The organism is Rhodococcus sp. NPDC047139 (assembly GCF_040643435.1).
In the GTDB taxonomy this organism is placed as follows: Bacteria; Actinomycetota; Actinomycetes; order Mycobacteriales; family Mycobacteriaceae; genus Rhodococcus.
In genome coordinates this window covers 245,364-264,412 of the sequence record NZ_JBEYUH010000003.1, presented here as the reverse complement: position 1 = coordinate 264,412, position 19,049 = coordinate 245,364, and the positions used below count along the sequence as shown (strand labels likewise).

21 protein-coding genes are annotated in these 19,049 nt (G+C 67.4%); 13 read left to right on the top strand and 8 right to left on the bottom strand.

The genetic code is table 11. From position 1 onward, the window contains the following. Positions 1–13: 13 nt before the first annotated feature. Positions 14–781 carry a DUF2470 domain-containing protein gene (locus ABZ789_RS05200; protein WP_358419908.1) on the top strand — a complete coding sequence of 256 codons (768 nt, stop codon included), beginning with the start codon at positions 14–16 and terminating at the stop codon, positions 779–781. 8 nt (positions 782–789) lie between these two features. On the opposite strand, the gene ABZ789_RS05195 is transcribed toward ABZ789_RS05200, so the two are convergent. Beyond that, positions 790–2,091, bottom strand: coding sequence for an MFS transporter (locus ABZ789_RS05195; RefSeq protein WP_358419905.1), 1,302 nt, complete (start codon positions 2,089–2,091; stop codon positions 790–792). 193 nt (positions 2,092–2,284) lie between these two features. Between ABZ789_RS05195 and ABZ789_RS05190 the strand changes: the two genes are divergently transcribed. The 3 genes from ABZ789_RS05190 (at position 2,285) to ABZ789_RS05180 (ending at position 5,167) form a co-directional block, all read left to right on the top strand. Beyond that, positions 2,285–3,088, top strand: a complete 804-nt coding sequence (locus ABZ789_RS05190; RefSeq protein WP_358420217.1) for a CPBP family intramembrane glutamic endopeptidase — start codon at positions 2,285–2,287, stop codon at positions 3,086–3,088. Between the two features lie 166 nt (positions 3,089–3,254). Further along, the gene (locus ABZ789_RS05185; protein ID WP_358419903.1) at positions 3,255–4,481 is read left to right on the top strand and encodes an LCP family protein; all 1,227 of its coding nucleotides are present in this window, start codon (positions 3,255–3,257) and stop codon (positions 4,479–4,481) included. 125 nt (positions 4,482–4,606) lie between these two features. Next, complete coding sequence (locus ABZ789_RS05180) at positions 4,607–5,167, top strand: ferritin (protein ID WP_358419900.1); 561 nt, start codon at positions 4,607–4,609, stop codon at positions 5,165–5,167. An 86-nt stretch (positions 5,168–5,253) separates the two neighbouring features. On the opposite strand, the gene ABZ789_RS05175 is transcribed toward ABZ789_RS05180, so the two are convergent. From ABZ789_RS05175 to ABZ789_RS05160, 4 genes are all read right to left on the bottom strand, one after another. Further along, on the bottom strand, positions 5,254–6,171 hold the full coding sequence (locus ABZ789_RS05175; RefSeq protein ID WP_358419899.1) for a DUF5926 family protein: 918 nt from the start codon (positions 6,169–6,171) through the stop codon (positions 5,254–5,256). Positions 6,172–6,233: 62 nt separating this feature from the next. Beyond that, on the bottom strand, positions 6,234–7,007 hold the full coding sequence (locus tag ABZ789_RS05170; protein ID WP_358419896.1) for a glycerophosphodiester phosphodiesterase: 774 nt from the start codon (positions 7,005–7,007) through the stop codon (positions 6,234–6,236). Beyond that, the gene (locus tag ABZ789_RS05165; RefSeq protein WP_358419893.1) at positions 7,004–8,041 is read right to left on the bottom strand and encodes a DUF4328 domain-containing protein; all 1,038 of its coding nucleotides are present in this window, start codon (positions 8,039–8,041) and stop codon (positions 7,004–7,006) included. Before ABZ789_RS05165 ends, ABZ789_RS05170 begins: the two co-directional genes overlap by 4 nt. Next, complete coding sequence (locus ABZ789_RS05160; protein WP_358420214.1) at positions 8,041–8,367, bottom strand: rhodanese-like domain-containing protein; 327 nt, start codon at positions 8,365–8,367, stop codon at positions 8,041–8,043. The genes ABZ789_RS05165 and ABZ789_RS05160 overlap by 1 nt, the downstream gene beginning before the upstream one ends. A gap of 260 nt (positions 8,368–8,627) precedes the next feature. Between ABZ789_RS05160 and ABZ789_RS05155 the strand changes: the two genes are divergently transcribed. After that, positions 8,628–9,563: an LLM class F420-dependent oxidoreductase gene (locus ABZ789_RS05155; RefSeq protein ID WP_358419890.1), complete on the top strand. Its 936-nt coding sequence runs from the start codon at positions 8,628–8,630 to the stop codon at positions 9,561–9,563. 10 nt (positions 9,564–9,573) lie between these two features. Here the strand turns inward: ABZ789_RS05155 and ABZ789_RS05150 are convergent, their stop codons facing one another. From ABZ789_RS05150 to ABZ789_RS05140, 3 genes are all read right to left on the bottom strand, one after another. Next, positions 9,574–10,170 carry a hypothetical protein gene (locus ABZ789_RS05150; RefSeq protein ID WP_358419887.1) on the bottom strand — a complete coding sequence of 199 codons (597 nt, stop codon included), beginning with the start codon at positions 10,168–10,170 and terminating at the stop codon, positions 9,574–9,576. A gap of 144 nt (positions 10,171–10,314) precedes the next feature. Continuing rightward, complete coding sequence (msrA, locus tag ABZ789_RS05145; protein WP_358419884.1) at positions 10,315–10,983, bottom strand: peptide-methionine (S)-S-oxide reductase MsrA; 669 nt, start codon at positions 10,981–10,983, stop codon at positions 10,315–10,317. A gap of 9 nt (positions 10,984–10,992) precedes the next feature. After that, complete coding sequence (locus ABZ789_RS05140; protein ID WP_358420211.1) at positions 10,993–12,087, bottom strand: acyltransferase; 1,095 nt, start codon at positions 12,085–12,087, stop codon at positions 10,993–10,995. Positions 12,088–12,385: 298 nt separating this feature from the next. Between ABZ789_RS05140 and ABZ789_RS05135 the strand changes: the two genes are divergently transcribed. From ABZ789_RS05135 to ABZ789_RS05100, 8 genes are all read left to right on the top strand, one after another. Then, positions 12,386–13,009 (top strand): superoxide dismutase, encoded by a 624-nt coding sequence (locus ABZ789_RS05135; protein WP_358419881.1) that lies wholly within the window; start codon positions 12,386–12,388, stop codon positions 13,007–13,009. Between the two features lie 91 nt (positions 13,010–13,100). Continuing rightward, on the top strand, positions 13,101–13,934 hold the full coding sequence (locus ABZ789_RS05130) for an SMP-30/gluconolactonase/LRE family protein (RefSeq protein WP_358419878.1): 834 nt from the start codon (positions 13,101–13,103) through the stop codon (positions 13,932–13,934). A 75-nt stretch (positions 13,935–14,009) separates the two neighbouring features. Beyond that, complete coding sequence (locus ABZ789_RS05125) at positions 14,010–14,543, top strand: peptidase (protein ID WP_358419876.1); 534 nt, start codon at positions 14,010–14,012, stop codon at positions 14,541–14,543. 264 nt (positions 14,544–14,807) lie between these two features. Next, a complete protein-coding gene (locus ABZ789_RS05120; protein WP_358419874.1) occupies positions 14,808–15,503 on the top strand; it encodes a TMEM165/GDT1 family protein in 696 nt (231 codons plus the stop codon). A 77-nt stretch (positions 15,504–15,580) separates the two neighbouring features. Then, positions 15,581–16,084: a MarR family transcriptional regulator gene (locus ABZ789_RS05115; protein WP_358419871.1), complete on the top strand. Its 504-nt coding sequence runs from the start codon at positions 15,581–15,583 to the stop codon at positions 16,082–16,084. Continuing rightward, positions 16,081–17,328, top strand: coding sequence for an MFS transporter (locus ABZ789_RS05110; RefSeq protein WP_358419868.1), 1,248 nt, complete (start codon positions 16,081–16,083; stop codon positions 17,326–17,328). The genes ABZ789_RS05115 and ABZ789_RS05110 overlap by 4 nt, the downstream gene beginning before the upstream one ends. A 44-nt stretch (positions 17,329–17,372) precedes the next feature. After that, positions 17,373–18,140: an SDR family NAD(P)-dependent oxidoreductase gene (locus ABZ789_RS05105; RefSeq protein ID WP_358420209.1), complete on the top strand. Its 768-nt coding sequence runs from the start codon at positions 17,373–17,375 to the stop codon at positions 18,138–18,140. 78 nt (positions 18,141–18,218) lie between these two features. Further along, on the top strand, positions 18,219–19,040 hold the full coding sequence (locus ABZ789_RS05100; RefSeq protein WP_358419866.1) for an alpha/beta hydrolase: 822 nt from the start codon (positions 18,219–18,221) through the stop codon (positions 19,038–19,040). Positions 19,041–19,049 lie beyond the last annotated feature (9 nt).

Below are 19,049 nucleotides of genomic sequence, written 5' to 3'. Positions count from 1 at the left end.
ACGGAGGGTTGGTATGCAGACCACCACATCAGTCATTCCCGCGCCGACCACGGCCGAACGCGTGCGCACCGCCCTCATCCGCGCCGATACCACCCAGCTCGCGATCGACGGGTGCGATCCGGTTCCCACCTCGGTTCACCATCTCCTCGACGACGGCCGGGTCGCCGTCGTGGTTGCCGAGGACAGCCTCCCTGTCGCCCTCGCCCGGCAGTCCGGGAGCGCAGGAATTCCGGCCATGCTCGAATTCACCGATTACTCCCCGATCGCGTTGCGCAATCCCGTGCGATCGCTCATCTGGCTCAGTGGCACACTGCGGCCGATCGAACATCCCCGCCGCCTGGCCGCCGAGATAGCGGAGATCCTCCCGCATCCCGAACTTCTCGACGTGGGACACCGCTCCGAGCTGCTGTGCCTGACCGTCGACTCCGTCGTCGCCGCCGACACCACCGGGGCCGAGGCCGTCGATGTCACCGACGTCCTCGACGCCGCTCCCGACCCGTTCGCGGCACTCGAGACCGGGTGGCTGCAGCATCTCGAGCAGGATCACGCCGACATCGTCCGGCAGATCGCGCGACGAATCCCGCCCGCACATCGCGGCGGACGGGTCCGTCCCCTCGGTCTCGACCGTTACGGACTTCGACTGCGCGTCGAATCCGAAGGCGACGACCACGACGTACGGATCCCCTTCCACGAGCCGGTGGACGATCCCGCGGCGCTGAGCCGCGCGCTGCGCCTGCTCGCCGGATGCCCGTTCCGCAACGGCCTGCCACCCCGCGCCTGAGGGTCCGCTCAGACCTGATGCAGGTCGACGCCCCTCGTTTCCTTCATGATCAGTGCCGCGATTCCGGTCGCGACGCACAGCACCATGATGTACACCCCGAAGACCCATCCGATGTCCCAGCCGGCGAGCAACTGGTTGAGATAGGGCGCCGTACCGCCGAAGACCGCCACCGAGAAGGAGTACGCGAACCCGATCGCCTGGGTCCGCAGGCGGGTCGGGAAGCTCTCGGAGAGAGTGCACGACAGGATTGCGCCCGGGATCGAGACGATGAGAAGAGCAACGGTGGTCGACACGAGCAGCGTCCATCCGGAGGAGGTGATCATCGATGTCAGCGGGATCTGCAGCGCGAACATCAGGATCGCGAAGCCGCCGAGCATGGGACGACGGCCGATCCGGTCCGACAGCCGACCCCACAGGGGCAGCGACACCAGCGCGATCACCTGAGCGATCACAAGCATCCAGTAGGCAGTGTCCGGGTTCATCCCCTCCTGGGTGATCGCGTAGGTCGACACGTACGAGGTCCAGGTGTAGTGCGCCGCCGTGACCCCCGAGGTCATCCCGATCATCAGCAGGATCGCGCGCACGACCACCTTCCGGGGGATGCGCGGTTCGTCGTCCCGCTCGCCCTGCGCGTGGAAGACCTCGCTCTCGTCCATGCTGCGCCGCAGATAGAGGGCGAACAGTGCCAGGAAGAACCCGAGCAGGAAGGGCACGCGCCATCCCCACTCGCCCACCGCACTCTCCGAGAGTGTCGAGGTGACCACTCCACCGATCGTGTACGCGAGCACCGAGCCGCCGAAGATGGCGGCGAAGGCAACGCTGCCCCACATGCCGCGGCGATTCGCCGGCGCGATCTCGCTCACGTAGGAATACGCGGTCGCCGACTCGCCGCCGTGCGCGAAGCCCTGCACCACCCGGGCGAACAGCAGGATCAGCGATGCCCACACCCCGATCGAGGAGTAGGTCGGCATGAGGCCGATCACGAGACTGCCACCTGCCATCATCAGCATGGTTGTGACGAGTACGAACTTACGGCCCCGCTTGTCGGCGACGCGGCCGAACACGATGCCGCCGAGCGGTCGCATCAGGAAGCCGACGGCGAAGACCGCGAGCGTGGACAGCAGCGCCGACACCGGATTGTCGCTGTTGAACATTGCTGCGGCGATGAACGGAGCGAACACCGCGTAGGCGCTCCACTCGTACCACTCGAGAATGTTGCCGACAGAGCTGGCCAGGAGTGACTTCTTCTTCGACGCCGGCGTCACCGACGCGGTGGACGCAAGGTTCTTCTCAGGAATTTCGGTGTTCATCTCCCCCACTTCCGGGTCGCAGATCCCTCTCGGCCTCCAGGACCGCCCGCGACCGAGCGATCGATCGGTCGGGTGATGTGAAGTGTGATGGGTCACAAGGTTGCTGTCAAATCGGACACGTCACCGGGGCGCGAGCATTTCTTCTGGCGCGCAGGGACCCATCGACGCTCCGTCCGGCACAATCGCTTCGGTGATGACCATCCGCGACTGGCTGCGGCCCGCACCCCGCACCCCCGAGCCGCCCCTCGATCCGGCCGCGCGTCGCGCGCTGTGGATCGAGATCACCATCGTTCTGCTCGTCACATTCGGCCTGAGCGGGATTTCGTCGATCCTGTCCCTGGCCGAGGCGGCATTGGCACCGGAACCACTCGCGGACCAGACCGTCGCTCTGAACACGCCGCGCTCGTCGCAGGAGTTCATCGATCTCGCACGGCAGCTCCTCGGCATCGTCCGTCTGCTCGCATGGGGGGCACTGGGCCTGTATCTGCTGTGGCGCAGCGGAATCGGGCCGCGACTCGCAGGTCTCGCCCGGCCCGGTCCCCGTCGGGATCTGCTGCCCGGCGTGGGCCTGGCCGCGCTGATCGGGCTCCCTGGTCTCGCGTTGTATCTCGTTGCGCGCGCGGCCGGATTGAACCTGACGGTCGCGCCGAGCCTGCTCGAGGACTACTGGTGGCGACTGCCCACCGAGGTGCTCTGGGCGATCGCCAACTCCGGTGCCGAGGAGATCCTGGTGGTCGCCTATCTCATCACCCGCCTGCGACAACTCGGCTGGTCGGAGAACTCGTCGCTGCTCGCATCCGCACTGCTGCGGGGGAGCTACCACCTCTACCAGGGCATCGGTGGCGGGTTCGGCAATGTCGTCATGGGCTTGGTCTTCGGGCGCTACTGGCAGCGCACCGGCAAGCTGTGGCCGCTCGTGATCGCCCACGCGCTCATCGACACCGTCGCCTTCGTCGGCTACCAGGCGCTGCGGGGGCATGTCTCGTGGCTGCCCTGAACGTAGAGTTGTCCAGGTGAACGGCGACCCTCGCGACCCTCGGAACAGGCCGCGACCTCCGCAGGGACCTCCCCCGCAGGGACCTCCTCCCCGACGGCCCGCACCTCGCGGCGCCGTGCCACCGCCTCGACCTGGCGCTGTTCCGCCCTCCCCCGAGGGCACCCAGGTGCTCCGACGCGACGGAGGGCCTCCGTCGCCGCAGGCATGGTCGCAGGCACCCGCGCCGAGCTACCGGCCCACCCCAGGCCCCCGCCCCACCCGACGGCAACCGCCACCGCAGCAACAGCAGCAGCGCGGCTGGGCCCCGACTCAGCGACCCGAACGGTTCACCGACCCCGCCGTCGATCGTCGCCCACCGGGTGGGAAGACTCCGCCGCCCGCGCCGCCCCGGCGCCGTCCCGCACCCCCGCCCCCGGGGTCACCTCCGCGGCGGCCCGTCGGCGCGCGGCAAGTCCTGCGACGACTCGCAATCGCGCTGGTAGTGCTCGTCGTCGTGATGGGCGCAGGCGCGGTCTACTTCGACAGCAAGCTCGCGCGCGTCGACGCGCTGGCCGACTACGACGGCCGCGTCGGCGACACCCGAGGAACGAACTGGCTGCTCGTCGGCTCCGACAGCAGGGTCGGCCTCACCGCCGAGCAGGAACAGGAACTCGCGACCGGCGGAGACGTCGGCGCCGACCGTACCGACACCATCCTGCTCGTCCACATCCCGCCCGGCGGGGGTGCCACGACGATGGTGTCCCTGCCGCGCGACTCGTACGTGAGCGTGCCGGGTTTCGGGCAGGACAAGCTCAATTCGTCCTTCGCCCTGGGCGGGCCGCAGCTGCTCGTGCAAACGGTCGAAGGTGCTACGGGTGTGCATATCGACCACTACGCCGAGATCGGCTTCGGCGGGTTCGCCTCGATCGTGGATGCGATCGGCGGCGTCGACATCTGCGTGCCTTATCCCATCGACGACCCGCTCGCCGGCCTCACGCTGCAAGCCGGATGCCAGGAACTGAACGGGGCCCAGGCGCTGGGTTTCGTGCGCACCCGCGCCACCCCGCTCGCCGATCTCGACCGGATGAACAATCAGCGTCTGTTCCTGTCGGCGCTGCTGAGCAAGGCAACGAGTCCCGGTACCTTCCTGAACCCGTTCCGTGCGTGGTCCCTGATGTCGGGTGCAGCCGGCTCGTTGCGGGTCGACGACGGCGACCACCTGTGGGACCTCGCGCGACTCGCGTGGGCGATGCGCGGCGAGACCGTCACGGCGACGGTTCCGGTAGGCGGATTCGAGGACGTCTACGGCATCGGCAACGTCCTGCTGTGGGATCGCGCGCGTGCCGTGCCGTTCTTCGAGGCGATCTCGCAGGGCGACCCGATCCCCCCGGAACTCCTCGCTCCTGCCCCCTGACACACCGCCACGACCGACTTCGATCTTGGGAAAGGCTGTCCGAATCTTTCATAGGGTAGCCGACGCTGCGAAGTGCAAGGGTAGCCAATGCTTGGATGAAAACTGTCTTGACCTGCACTAACGTCATGATCATGACGACGATGGGCGACATGACCAAGACCAAGTTCCACACCCTGCTGCACGACCAGATCCGCAACGAGTTCACGGCGTCGCATCAGTACATCGCCATCGCGATCTTCTACGACAACACCGATCTCCCGCAGCTCGCGAAGCACTTCTACGCCCAGGCAGTCGAGGAGCGCAACCACGCCATGATGATCGTCCAGTACTTCCTGGACCGTGACATGGCCGTCGACCTCACCGGTGTCGACGCGGTGCAGTCGATGTTCGAGGACGCCCGCGAGCCGATCGCATTGGCCCTGTCCCAGGAGAAGAAGGTCACCGACCAGATCGTCGAACTCGCCCGCACCGCGCGCGAGGAGGGCGACTACCTCGGCGAGCAGTTCATGCAGTGGTTCCTGCAGGAGCAGGTCGAGGAGGTCGCGACCATGACGACCCTGCTCACCGTAGCCGGTCGCGCCGGCGCCAATCTCTTCCACCTCGAGGACTTCGTTGCCCGCGAGCTGAACTCGAAGCCACGCGAGCCGCGCGGTGCCGCTCCCCTCGCCGCGGGCGGCACCATCTGACCGTTTCACCATCCGGGGACAGCCCACCCGGAACGACGAAGGCCACCTCCTCATGCGGGAGGTGGCCTTCGTTCACGCGACCTCGGTCAGCGCAAGGTGATCTGACGACTGCGCAGTCCGTCCCGGGAGCGGCGCTCGGCGGCGGTGAGCGGCTCGTCCACTGCGAGAGCCTCGTCGAGACGCCGCCCGAATTCGATCGTCGGGGCGACCCACTCGTCCGGATGCTTCTCGCGGTCGAGATCGAACACCGGCACCAGCAGTCCGTGGGTGCGGAACGAACCGGCGAACCGCGATCCCTCGCCGAGGTGCAAACCGCCTGCCGCATGTACGCGCGACAACGCTGCCATCAACACGTCCTCGTCCTCCGGCCGCACCCACCGAAGATGAGCCTTCTCGCCCGGATCGACCCACCACGCGCCACGAAGGCCCTCGCCCTCGAGCCGCGCCGAGGGCAGGACGGCGTCGTTCGCATGCTTGACGGTGTGCGCGATCTCGGCGCTCGGTTCGACACCCGGTGGGATCCACCAGTTGAAATCGTCGTGCACGGTGATCACCGGTACGACCGCCGGATCGATCAGTTCCGCGAGCTGCGGGGTGTCGTCGTCCACGCTCGCGGCCTGCAACGAGGAGCCTGGCTCGGCCGTATGCGCCCAGTCCAGAGCGGCAGCCAGTTCGCCCGCCGGATCCGGTCCGTATCCGGCAGCGAGCTGCAGGCCCACATAGGCGACCGGTTCACCGTTCTCCTCACGGACCAGGGCCGCGACCCCTCCGGGCAGGATCGTCGCGCCCACCACCCGGCGGCCGTTCTCCGCAGCGGGCAGCTCCGCGAGAGCCGACGGCACGAACTCGCGCAATGCCACGAGGTCGCACTCGAAGGCGAACCCTTCGAAGGGCCGGGACGTCGCAGCCGCCGCCGCTTCCCGCTCGAGCCGGCGCTGCTCGAGCTTCGCGGCGCGATTGCTGCCGGGCTTGGGTCCGCTGTTTCTCTTGCTCTTCTTGGCCACGGCGCCAAACTACACGGCGACCCGCGACACGATGTCACCCTCGCACGACCCGCGGGGCGCGCTCACCGGCCGAACGCTGCACCGAGTTGCAGCTTGGTGCGCCCCGGATGGTTCGTGGCGACCCACTCGACGCCCAGCTCGCGGCACAACTCGACGTCGGCGGGATCGTCGACGGTCCAGCAGTAGGTCGCCCGTCCCGACAGCGCGGCACGGTCGACGAGGTCGCGGTGCTCACGCAACGTCTCGATCGACGGCCCCACGGCGGTCGCACCGACTGTGGTCGCCGCGCTCCCGCGCAGGTAGCGCGACGTCTCGCCGAGCAGCACGGTGGGCAGCAGCGGCGCGGCACGCCGAATCCGCCACACGGCGCCGGCTGCGAACGACATCACCACCACCCGGGAGAAGTCCGCGGAGGCCGGAGTCGCGAGTCCGAATCGGGCGAGTTCGGTGAGCAGTTTGCTCTCCACGAGCCCGCCGTAGCGCACGGGATGCTTGGTCTCGATGAACACCTTCACCGGAACACTCGTGAAGTCCATGACGAGTTCGAGCAGTTCCTGCAGGGTAAGGAGGTCGGCGGGCTCGCCGGGCCGGCCGTAGTCGAACTCCGCGAGCTCGCCGAGGGTCATCTCGCTGACGACACCGGTACCGTTCGACGTCCGGTCGATGGTGCGGTCGTGGACGCACACGAGGTGACCGTCGCGGGTGAGCCGCACGTCGCATTCGACACCGTCGGCGCCTTCCTTCAGGGCCAGTTCGTACGCACCGAGCGTGTGTTCCGGCAGCGCGGCCGATGCACCGCGGTGGGCGACGACCCGTGGATAGGCGCTGCGGGTCACGGCGCCACCGCCTCGGCCGAGTCCTCGTCGTGGGCCGTCCGCTCGGGGCGATCGATGTCGGTCTGCGCCCCCTCGCGTGCCGCGGCGGGAACGATCGGTGCGATCGGCGACGATGCCGGCCCGGTGGCATGGGTGAGCCGACGGCGCCGCAACGGCCGCCCCCACAGATCCTGCCCGTCGAACAGACGCAGTACGTACAGGCTCGCGAGTCCGACGACGGCCCCGAGTGCCGCAAGAAGCGCGGTGAGCAGGACACCGTCGGCACGAGCCTGCAACGTGTCGCGCTGACGCCACGCGAGGAGCGCGACGACGAGCACCCCGTTCACCACCCACAGCACCCACCAGATACGGACTGCGCGCAGCAGCCGGGCGTCGTGGCCGGCGATCTCGGTCAGGAACACTCCGGGCATGGCGAGGTTGACTCCGGGGATCACGAGCCCGGCGAGTACGGACAGCGGCTGACGTGAATCGGCCAGTCCCCGCTCGGCGTAGATCCGACGGCGCAGGTCGAGCAGGCGGAATCCGGACGCGACCGCTGCGGCCAGTGCCACGATCGGACCCACCACCTGGGTCGCCCACACTGCCGCGTCCGAGACGGCGAGCACGAGAGGGTCCACGAGCCGGGTTCGGTTGAACAGCAGTACTCCGTATCGCACGGCCTCCGCGACTGCCGCGAGACCGAAGACGACCGCAGTGCCGACGAGCAGCGTCGGCGCGAGATCGGCGGCGGTTTCGGCGCGATCGGGTTCGTCGTCTTCGATCGGGAGCGGGTCGGTGAGTCCCCAGCGAGGCATCTCGCGGTAGGACGGCGTCTCGGTGGTCGCGCGTCGCTGCGGACCGGAGTTCGGCTCGGTCACCGGAAGACCACCCGCGGGTCGCGCGACCCAGCGGAAATTGCGGTGCGAAGGCGGAACCGATCCGTCGGGTGCGACGGGCGAGAGCAGCACACCGCGGCAGGCCGGACACCACTGACGCGGCTGATAGGTCACGGGCCAGCGATTCTCACAGCGCACACAGATCTGATAGGCCGACATCAATAGATCTTCGCCGGTTCGCCGCGTTCGGACACGAGCGGAAGCCCCTGCTTCTGCCACGCCACCATGCCGCCCGCCACCTGGAAGGCCTCGTATCCGATGCGGGCGAGATATTCGACCGCACCGAGTGAACGTCCACCCTGCCTGCAGATCACGTAGATCTCGGCGTCGGGGTCGACCTCGTCGATGCGGGCGGGCACGTCGGCGAGCGGAATATGCAGTGCGCCGGGGGCGTGCCCGAGTTCCCATTCGTCGTCCTCACGGACGTCGAGGAGGACGACCTCGTCGCCGAGTTCGGGTACCAGGTCGACCGACACTGTGGGCACGTCGGGAAAGCTCACGTCTCCAATAGTGGCACGCGCGTGCACCCCCAGGGGTGTGGTGGGACCGATCCCGGTATCACCCGTGGGGATGGCCGGACCGGCCGGTGCACTTCCCACCAACCTCATCCGCTGGAGTTATCCACAGTTTCCACAAGTTCATCAACAGGTCTATCCACGCATGTGGAATCACATTGGGGACATCTCACAGCCGAGGGTCGCACTCCGCTACGGCGAAGCCGCAGGGAGGCTGAAATGATCGGAACATGGAATTGCGCATCTTCACCGAACCCCAGCAGGGCGCCAGCTACGACGATCTCCTCGCCGTCGCGCAGACCGCAGAACGACTCGGCTACGGCGCGTTCTTCCGCTCCGACCACTATCTCGCCATGAACGCCGAGGGCCTGCCCGGACCGACGGACGCATGGATCACCCTGGCCGGTCTCGCCCGCGACACGTCCACCATCCGTCTCGGCACCCTCGTCACCTCGGCGACATTCCGGTATCCCGGCCCGCTCGCGATTTCCATCGCGCAGGTCGATGCAATGAGCGGCGGACGGGTCGACTTCGGTTTCGGCGCGGGCTGGTTCGAGGAAGAACACCTCGCCTACGGCATTCCTTTCCCCTCCGTGAAGGAGCGGTTCGACCGCCTCGAGGAATCCCTCGCGGTCATCACCGGCCTGTGGGAAACACCCGAGGGCGAGACGTTCTCGTACGAGGGCAAGCATGTACGGATCGAGAATTCCCCGGCACTGCCCAAGCCGTATCAGCGTCCCCACCCGCCGATCATCATGGGTGGTGCGGGCAAGAAGCGCACTCCGGCGCTCACGGCGCGCTACGCCGACGAGTTCAACGTGCCTTTCATGTCGGTCGAGGATACGAAGACGCTGTTCGAGCGCGTGCGCTCGGCCTGCCGGGATGCCGGCCGCGATCCCGCGGAACTGACCTACTCGAACGCCCTGGTGCTGTGCTGCGGCCGGGACGAATCCGAGATCGCCCGGCGCGCGGCGCGAATCGGCCGCGAGGTCGACGAACTTCGCGAGAACGGGCTCGCGGGAACGCCTCAGGAACTGATCGACAAGATCCGTACCTACGCCGCGGCCGGAACGCAGCGCATCTACCTGCAGGTCCTCGATCTCGCTGACCTCGAACACCTCGAACTGGTCGCGAACGAAGTCATGCCCGCGGTCGCCGAACTCTGACCCTGCGGCGTCAGTGGCTGCTGGTGGAGCCGAGGAACGCTTCGATCTCCCGGCTCCACTCGCGGCTGCGCAGCACCTCGAGCCGCCAGTGTGCCAGGGCGAACAAGCCCGAGACCCCCACCGCCGAGAACGTCCAGAGGGACACACCGGAAAGTACGGCGGTGAACTTCGCAGCGGAGGTGGTCATCGGCGGCCGGGTGTGTTCGCCCGAGCGTGCGTCGACCCAGATCTCCACCTCGCTGCCCGAGGTCGCCATGTCGTCGACCTGCACGAGATCATGACGCGTCTCGTCGCCCCAACGCCAGGTCGCCGGAGCCGAGGCGAACTTCACCGTGTCTCCCCATCCTGTGGAGTCGCTCACCGCATCGGCATCGGCATCGAGCACCGCCGTCACGGTGATGCGCTCGGCGTTCTGCGTCTCCGCGAGGTCGAGTTGGGAGTCCCACATCGTGGCCGACACCCACACGGCGACGGGAATCAGGAACACCGTCACGGCGACCATCAGTGCGAAGCACCGTGCTTCGATCCGGTCGGTACGACGCACGAGCGGATCGTGACTGCGTAGACCGCGTCGTGTACGCCGCAGATAGCCCGCCCTCGTCGTCATGTCGGCAACCGTCCCTTCCCCCCGGGGATGTCCCACTTCCCAGCACGCGTTCTTCCCAGCATGCGTTCGCCGTCGAGGGAGTTCAAGGCGGGCCAACGCATCTCACAATCCCGGAGGAGGCACGGGCGTCGTCCGCTGCGTGGATCAGGCGCCGAGCCCGACCGGGCAACTCACCCCGGTGGCATGGACAGGGCAGTACCCGTTGGGATTCTTCGCGAGGTACTGCTGGTGGTAATCCTCGGCATAGTAGAAGTCCGTCAGCGGTGCGATCTCGGTGGTGATCTCGCCGTAGCCGGCGTCGGACAGTCGCTTCCCGAAGGCTTCCGCGGTGGCCTCGGCGATCTCGATCTGCGTCTCGTCGTAGGTGTAGATCGCCGAGCGGTACTGAGTGCCGTGGTCGTTGCCCTGCCGCATGCCCTGGGTGGGATCGTGGTTCTCCCAGAACTGCTGCAGGATGCGCTCGTAACCGATCACCTTCGGGTCGAAGACGACCAGCACTACCTCGGTGTGCCCGGTCCGGCCGGAACACACCTCCTCGTAGGTGGGATTGGGTGTGTACCCACCGGCATATCCGGCTGCGGTCGAATACACACCGTCGAGCTGCCAGAACTCCTTCTCCGCGCCCCAGAAGCAGCCCATACCGACGACTGCGGTCTGCAGGCCCTCCGGGAAGGGAGGAACGATGCGATTGCCGTTGACGTAGTGGGTCTCGGGGACAGGCAGCGGCTCGGCGCGACCGGGGAGCGCGTCCTCGCGTCCCACCATCTGCGACTTCGAACCGGCACGGGCGAGGATCTCGTCGAACCAGGACATGACCCGATGCTACGCGCGTGTCGCGGTAGCAGGCCGTTGCACGGATGCGACCGGCTTGGGCGCCAGCCAGCGGTTCTTGATCCACTGCGCTGCCGGAACCTCGACGGTCCGGTAGAGCACTTCGGCGACGAGACCGCAGCCGATCAACACGAGCGCGATCGCGACCGTCGTACCGGCGATACCCACGGTGTTCTCGTAGATCCGGTACATCACGAGCGTATGGGTCAGGTAGATGCAGTAACTGCGGGTCGCGACCCAGACGACAGCGGGTGAGTGCGCGAAGCGGCCGTCGTACCGTGCGACGAGCACGACCGCCGCGAAGATCACGATCACGGTCCACAGGTAGCGACTGCCCGACCAGTAGACGTTGATGTCCGTGGCCATCACGATCACCGAGACCTGCGCGAACAGCGCCGCCAGGAAGGCTCGTACCGAGATCAGGCCCGCCCAGCGCAGGTACACGATCTGCCCCAGGAACAGGGTCGGCAGCGTCGAGGCGACCTTCGACAGGAAGGGCACACTGTAGGGCTCGGGCACATACAGGTTGTAGAGAAGCACCAGCATGCACAGCACGGCGCCGAGCATGGGGACCGCCACCGGAGCGGTCCGCAACAGCGACCGGCCTGCGACACACCACAGATAGAAGGAGATCTGCGCGGCGAGCGTCCACACCACGCCGAGCACGATCACCTGTGGTTTCAGGAAGAACCCGCCGAGGAAGAACGACAGGAATGCCTCCGAGACGGATACCGTGGCGTGCCCGCTGAACGTGCCGTTGATCCCGAGCCACACCAGCGCGACCGCAGCCAGGATCGACACCCAGAAGGCCGGCAGGAGCCGTGCGGCGCGGGCGATCAGGAACTTTCCGCGGTCCTGGCGGATCGCTGACCGGGTGACGAGCAGGCCCGTGAGCATCATGAAGGCCGACACCCCGACGGACGACAGATGCTGGTTGAGTCCGGCGCCCTTGACGAGCACCTCGTACGTGAGGTCGATACCCCACCACCCGGTGCCGAGGTCGTCGACGAGATAGAAGGCGATGTGCGAGTACAGGACGGCCGCGACCGCGACGAACCGGACGACATCGACGCCCGGCAGGTCCACACGCGGTGGGACGGCCCCGCGTGTCGGTTCGTTCAGGAAGGGCCGAAACACCTGCCAATGTTAAAGTCCCGTTCACACGACTGTTGCCGACGGCCCCTACAGGCACCTGTCTCCGCTGGTAGGAGCGGTGTTCCGAAGGGATCGACGTTTTCGGGTGCCGCGCGAGCAGGTCGGCTTACAGGCGTGTCCGCATGACAGCGAATGTTGCGGACGGTGTACTTATGGGTTTGGGTGGAAACCCGATCAAGGTACGGAATAACTGCACGGGCCTGTCGGCCCGGAGAAGAAGGGACCCTTCGTGGCTGAATACACTCTTCCGGACTTGCCCTACGACTACGCAGCGCTCGAGCCGCACATCTCGGCGAAGATCATGGAGCTGCACCACTCGAAGCACCACGCGACCTATGTAGCCGGTGCGAACACCGCGCTCGAGAAGCTGGCCGAGGCCCGTGAGAACGGCACCATGGCGGCGCAGGCGACCAAGCTGGAGAAGGATCTCGCCTTCCACCTCGGTGGTCATACCAACCACTCCGTCTTCTGGAAGAACCTCTCCCCCGAGGGTGGCGACAAGCCCGAGGGTGAGCTCGCCGCCGCGATCGACGATGCCTTCGGCTCGTTCGACAAGTTCCGCGATCACTTCTCCGCGAACGCGAACTCCATCCAGGGCTCCGGCTGGTCGATCCTCGCGTGGGATTCGATCGGACAGCGCCTGATCATCGTCCAGCTGTACGACCAGCAGGGCAACATCCCGATCGGCCTGACCCCGCTGCTCATGCTCGATATGTGGGAGCACGCCTTCTACCTGCAGTACCAGAACGTCAAGGCCGACTACGTCAAGGCCTTCTGGAACATCGTCAACTGGGCGGACGTGCAGGACCGCTTCGAGCGCGCCCGCACCGCCACCTCCGGTCTGATCGTCTAGGACCGATCGAGACCGGTTCGCGAAACCGACACGACGAAAGGCGCCGGACCACCGGCGCCTTTCGTCGTCCTCGGGCCGTTACGGTACGGCCATGAATACCAGTGAGGTGTTGCTCGACGGCCTGGCCTTCCCGGAATGTCCCCGACTGCACGAGGGTCGGCTGTGGTTCTCCGACGTGTATGCGGGCGAGGTCTTGTGTCTCGATCCCGGGACGGGATCGGCCGAAGTGGTCGCCCGAGTCGACGGCCACCCCGCGGGCCTCGGATTTCTGCCCGACGGGCGACTGCTCATCGCAGCGGGAGTGCCCCGCAAGGTACTGCGCCGCGAGTCCGACGGGCGTCTCGTCGAGCACGCAGATCTCTCGCATGTCGCGACCTGGCATCTCAACGACATGTTCGTCGACACGCACGGGCGCGCGTACGTAGGCAACTACGGCGACGCGAGCGCCCCTCCCGATCCCGTGCGCCCGGCCGCACTGGCGCTCGTCGAACCGGACGGCTCCGTTCGCGTGGCGGCCGAAGGGCTGGAATTCGCCAACGGGATCGTCGCGACCGGCGACGGTCGCACCATGATCGTCGCCGAGACCCGGGCTCGTCCGGGCAGGCTCACGAGATTCACCGTCGCCGACGACGGCTCGCTCACCGACCGCCGTACCCTCGTCGAATTCGGCTCCACGGTTTTTCCCGACGGCATCGCGATCGACTCCGAGGACGGGGTGTGGGTCGCGTCGCCGTTCGACGGTCGCGTCCTGCGCGTGTCGGCGTCGGGCACGATCACCGACGAGGTGGCGGTGGCGAATCCGTACGCCGTGGCCGTGGACGGAGACGACCTTCTCGTGTGTACCTCCTCGGACTGGAAGCCGGAGATCGCTCTGCGGGAACGAACCGGCGCGATCGTGCGGGTGCGGCGGAGCGGCCGGGGGTAGCTGGCACTCGACACCTCTTGTGTGCCAATGGAGGAAACGGGCATTCTCCCCTTACCGGCCGGGAGGGAGGTTGGGATGAATGCCGAAGAGCACGGACGGATCGAGCTGTCCGCATTCCAGTCCGACGGGTCGTTGCGGGGATTCGTCGTCTCGGGCCGATGGCCTGCGACCACGCGCGAATGGGCCCAGGTACTGGCAATGACGGTGCGAATCGCGTCCCTGCCGGGCCTGCTGCCCACCTCGACCGTCTTCGGGGTGAAGGAGGAACTGCCCGACAACCCCGAGCCCGGAACCGTAGGCCTGGTGGTGGCCGAAGGTCCGGTGCTCGGCGACCGGGCCGTGCGGCCGGGCAGGTTCGCAGAACATCAGCCTCCGGCACTGATCATGTTGCATCCGCCCTCCGAGACCACGCCGTCGCTGCCGGAGAATGCGGGCGCGGCGTCGGGATGCGTGTTACTACCCGGCATTCCGCATCTGGGCCTCGAGCATCGCGCGGCGTGGGTCGAGGCCGAACCGGACGGCACCGTCACCGCCCTGGTCAGCAAGGTGGGAGTTGATCCGAGCAGCGATCCCGACACCGCGATTCTGGCCATGCTGCTTGCCTCGTGAGGCCGACCTGGAAGTGAGAGTTAGGTTCTCCTAAACTTAGCATTGCCTTTACAGAATTCGGTTCGCTGGGCTAACGTTGCCGTCTACGAAGGGGAGTAGCCCCCAATCGCAGGGTCGACATACTGGTGGCACCGCACACGGCATCACCCGGCCCCGCGAACCGGATCACCCTCCGGTGGGCGAGACCTTCGGCCGCCCGACGCACCGTGCGTCCGGCGTCCGGAGGAAGCCCCGTTTCCTCCATACGGAAGGAGGAAACGGCTCATGTGGTCGGCACTCGTCCTGTCGTTCGCCATCATCTTCGTCGCCGAACTCGGCGACAAGTCCCAGCTGATGGCGATGACCTTCGCCCTGCGTTACCGCTGGTGGGTCGTCCTGTCCGGGATCCTGTTCGCCACCACCGTGGTTCATCTCGTGTCGGTGGCCGTCGGGCACTACCTCGGAATCGCGATACCCGCAGCCGCGATCTCGATCGTCGGCGGTGTCGCCTTCCTGATCTTCGGTGCCTGGACGCTGCGCGGCGACTCCCTCGACGACGACGAGCAGTCCAAGGCCGGCCGCGTCACGCGCTCCGCCTTTCTCGCTGTGACCTCAGCCTTCTTCCTGGCCGAACTCGGCGACAAGACGATGCTGGCCACCATTACCCTCGCCAGTGACCACAACTGGGCCGGCGTGTGGATCGGATCGACCATCGGCATGGTCGCAGCGGACGCACTGGCCATCGTCGCCGGAGCCGTCCTGGGCCGGCACCTTCCCGAGAACGCCATCCGCTTCGGCGCTGCCGCGTTGTTCTTCGGCTTCGGTGCGTGGATGCTCGGCGACGGATTGTTCCCGCAGAACGCTGCGGTGGGCCCGGCCGCGGGCGCGGTGGCCCTGCTCGGTTCTGCGGGCGTGATGACCACGCTGCGCCGGCGCGCACGCCACACCTCCGAGGAAACCCCCGCACTGGTGCGTCGCTGATCACCGTTCGCCATGGTGTTTTCGGCTTTCGGCAAGGAGTATGCTTGCCGATAGGCAAATAAATTGGAGGTGGTTTCATGTCGGACAGTCCGGACAGCACCCCTCGATCCGAAACTCCCCCGTTCGACGCCGAGGACGTCCACCGTCTGCGTATCGCGATCGGACGGATCTCCCGCCGCATGGGCATATTCGCATCGGAAGAAGGGCTGACGCGTTCGCAGTCGGCCCTCCTGGCGACCGTCGCCCGTCACGAGACGATCGGAGTCCGCGAACTCGCGGAGATCGAAGGGCTCAACCCCACCATGTGCTCACGCATGGTGAGCAAACTCGACGAGGCCGGGTTGCTCAGCCGTTCCTCCGACGCCGACGACAAGCGTGTCGTCCGCGTTCACATCACCCCGGCCGGTGCTGCGCTCTCCGCGCAACTGCGTGCGCAGCGGACCGCCCTGTTCGCCCGCCACCTGGCAGATCTGAGCGAACACCACCTCGATGCGCTGCACGCGGCGCTCCCCGCGCTCGAGGCACTCTCCGAGCGAGTCGCCGCCTCGGGACGCCGACCGGCGGAGGAGGCGCAACTGTGACGATGCTCGCGGACATCCGCGGACAAACCTTCGCGGCGCTGCGCGGCCCCAACTTCCGCCTGTACATCGGTGGACAGGCGGTGTCGCTGGTCGGTACGTGGATGCAGACGGTCGCCCAGTCGTGGCTCGTCCTGCAACTCACAGGTTCCGCGACCGCCATCGGTATCGTGCTCGCACTGCAGACCGTGCCGATGCTTCTGCTCGGCCCCTACGGCGGCGTGGTCGCCGACCGCTCCGACAAACGCCGGCTCATGATCGGGTTGCAGACCCTCATGGGTGTGCAGGCCCTGATTCTGGGACTGCTCGTCGTCACCGACACCATCGCGCTCTGGCATGTGTACGTCCTCGCGGTGATACTCGGTCTCAACCAGTGCTTCGAGAACCCCGCGCGACAGTCGTTCATGCTCGAACTCGTGGGGCCGGAGGACCTGCGCAACGCCGTGAGCCTGCAGTCGGTGCTCGCCTCGTGCTCCCGCATGATCGGCCCGGCCGTCGCCGGTGTGGTCATCGCCGCGGGTGGCCTCGGTGTGTGCTTCCTGCTCAACGCTGCAAGTTTCGTCGCCGTCGTCACCTCACTGCTCCGGCTCGACGTGTCCAGGCTCCAGCGGTCACCTGCCGCCGCGCGCGCCAAGGGCCAGTTGCGTGAAGGCTTCGCCTACATCCGACGCACGTCCGATCTGGCCGTTCCGCTGCTGATGATGGCCCTGGTGGGGTGTCTCGCGTTCGAGTTCCAGGTGGTCCTGCCGGTTCTGGCCGACCAGACCTTCGAAGCCGGTGCCGGTGCCTACGGTTTCCTCACGGCAGCGATGGGCGCCGGGTCCGTCGTGGGTGGGCTCGCCGTCGCCACCTGGGGCCGGACGGGAACCCGGCCGCTCATCGTCACCTCCCTCGCGTTCGGCATCGCCATGGCGGTCGCCGCCGCGGCGCCGAACCTGACCACACTCATCGTGCTCATGGTGATCGTGGGCGCGCTGAGCGTGACCTTCACCTCCACCACCAACAGTTCGCTTCAGCTCGCCGCCGCACCGACGATGCGCGGCCGGGTGATGGCCCTGTGGTCGGTCGCCTTCCTCGGCTCCACCGCCATCGGCGGTCCCGTCGCCGGATGGGTCAGCGAGCAGTGGGGTGGCCGGGCCGGCCTGCTGCTCGGAGCCGCCGCATGTGTCGTGGCCGCACTGATGGGAGTCTTCGCGCTGCGTCGCCGGAGCACGACCCCCGAGGAGCCCGTAACCGCCAACGGTTAGGGTTCGTGACGAACGACACCCACATGCGACAGGAGATACGAACAGTGGAGATTCAGGGATCCGCCGCGCTGGTGACCGGTGCCGCATCCGGTCTCGGCGCCGCGACCGCGCGCCGCCTCGTCGACGCGGGAGCTACCGTATTCGGCCTCGACCTGCAGCAGTCCATCGACCGGGTCGGGGATTCCGCACCGGAGGGCGTCACGCTGATCGCCACCGACGTCACGAGCGCCGACGAGGTGCAGGCTGCTGTCGACCGCATCGTCGAGTCCGGCGTTCCGCTGCGCATCGTCGTCAACTGCGCCGGTGTCGGCTGGGCCGGCCGCATCCTGTCGAAGAACGGCCCGCACGACCTCGAGTTGTTCCGGACGGTCATCACCGTCAACCTGCTCGGCACGTTCAACGTCATGCGCCTGGCCGCCGACGCGATCTCCAAGACCGAGGCGGTCGACGATTCGGGGCAGCGCGGCGTCATCGTGAACACTGCCTCGGTGGCTGCCTTCGAGGGTCAGATCGGCCAGATCGCCTACTCCGCGTCGAAGGGTGGCGTTCACGGCATGACCGTCCCGGCCGCGCGCGACCTCGCGCAGTTCGGTATCCGCGTCAACACCATCGCCCCGGGTATCGTCGACACCCCGATGCTCGCGGGTGTCACCGAGGAGTACCGCAAGGGCCTCGAGGCCGGCGTGCCGTTCCCGTCGCGTCTCGCCCAGCCCGCCGAATACGCGCAGCTCGTGCAGATGATCGTCGAGCACGACTATCTCAACGGCGAGACCATCCGCATGGACGGCGCCCTGCGCATGGCGCCGCGGTAGGCGACTCCTCCGCACCGCACGTGCGCGTTTCCGGTGGTTCCGGCTGCCGGAAGCGCGCACGTGAGTTAAACCGGTGTCATGCGGATCGTTCTCGTCGTGGTGCTGGTCGCCGTGCTCGTCGGCGTCGCCGGCTGGGCGATGCAACGACGCCTGATCTATCTGCCCGACACCTCCGGTCCTCCTGCTGCCGCGACCGTCCTGCCGGGTGCCGAGGACGTGCTGCTCACCACCTCCGACGGTCTCGAACTCGGTGCCTGGTTCGTGCCGGGACGTGCTCCCGACGGTCCCGGCGCCGGCTTCACGGTGCTCCTCGCGCCCGGGAACGGCGGCAACCGGCTCGGCCGCGCCGACACCGCCGCCGAACTGGCCGCGGCAGGCTTCTCGACGCTGCTGATCGACTATCGCGGGTACGGCGGCAACCCCGGCTCCCCCACCGAGGAGGGTCTCGCCGCCGACGCTCACGCGGCCCTCGACCATCTCCGCTCGCGGGCGGACGTCGATTCCACCAGGTTGCTGTACTTCGGCGAAAGCCTCGGTTGCGCGGTCGTCGCGGCGCTCGCCGTCGGCGACCCCCCGGCGGGCATGCTGCTGCGCTCACCGTTCACCGATCTCGCCGCCGTCGCCCGGCACCACTATCCGTTCGTCCCCACCTCGCTCTTGCACGACGAATTCCCCGTCACCGAACTCGTGGCCCGGATCGATGTGCCGGTCACGGTCGTCTACGGCACCTCCGATACCATCGTCCCTCCGAGTCAGAGCGCCGAAGTCGCCTCTGCCGCAGTCAATCCTGCCGAAAGGTTGGAACTACCCGGTCTCGGGCACAACGACCCGCCGATGTTCGGCACGCCGGTCGTGGAGGCACTCTCCCGCCTCGCCGAATCGGTGCGCGGGAGCGGATGATCCGACCTT

Excerpts from the sequence above, each read along its gene's own strand:
- ABZ789_RS05180 (WP_358419900.1), top strand. The coding sequence starts at position 4,607 with ATGATCATGACGACGATGGGCGACATGACCAAGACCAAGTTCCACACC.
- ABZ789_RS05125 (WP_358419876.1), top strand. The coding sequence starts at position 14,010 with ATGAATGCCGAAGAGCACGGACGGATCGAGCTGTCCGCATTCCAGTCC.
- ABZ789_RS05195 (WP_358419905.1), bottom strand. The coding sequence starts at position 2,091 with ATGAACACCGAAATTCCTGAGAAGAACCTTGCGTCCACCGCGTCGGTG.
- msrA (WP_358419884.1), bottom strand. The coding sequence starts at position 10,983 with ATGTCCTGGTTCGACGAGATCCTCGCCCGTGCCGGTTCGAAGTCGCAG.
- ABZ789_RS05165 (WP_358419893.1), bottom strand. The coding sequence starts at position 8,041 with ATGTCGGCCTATCAGATCTGTGTGCGCTGTGAGAATCGCTGGCCCGTG.
- ABZ789_RS05120 (WP_358419874.1), top strand. The coding sequence starts at position 14,808 with ATGTGGTCGGCACTCGTCCTGTCGTTCGCCATCATCTTCGTCGCCGAA.
- ABZ789_RS05100 (WP_358419866.1), top strand. The coding sequence starts at position 18,219 with ATGCGGATCGTTCTCGTCGTGGTGCTGGTCGCCGTGCTCGTCGGCGTC.
- ABZ789_RS05200 (WP_358419908.1), top strand. The coding sequence starts at position 14 with ATGCAGACCACCACATCAGTCATTCCCGCGCCGACCACGGCCGAACGC.
- ABZ789_RS05155 (WP_358419890.1), top strand. The coding sequence starts at position 8,628 with ATGGAATTGCGCATCTTCACCGAACCCCAGCAGGGCGCCAGCTACGAC.
- ABZ789_RS05150 (WP_358419887.1), bottom strand. The coding sequence starts at position 10,170 with ATGACGACGAGGGCGGGCTATCTGCGGCGTACACGACGCGGTCTACGC.
- ABZ789_RS05130 (WP_358419878.1), top strand. The coding sequence starts at position 13,101 with ATGAATACCAGTGAGGTGTTGCTCGACGGCCTGGCCTTCCCGGAATGT.
- ABZ789_RS05115 (WP_358419871.1), top strand. The coding sequence starts at position 15,581 with ATGTCGGACAGTCCGGACAGCACCCCTCGATCCGAAACTCCCCCGTTC.
- ABZ789_RS05190 (WP_358420217.1), top strand. The coding sequence starts at position 2,285 with ATGACCATCCGCGACTGGCTGCGGCCCGCACCCCGCACCCCCGAGCCG.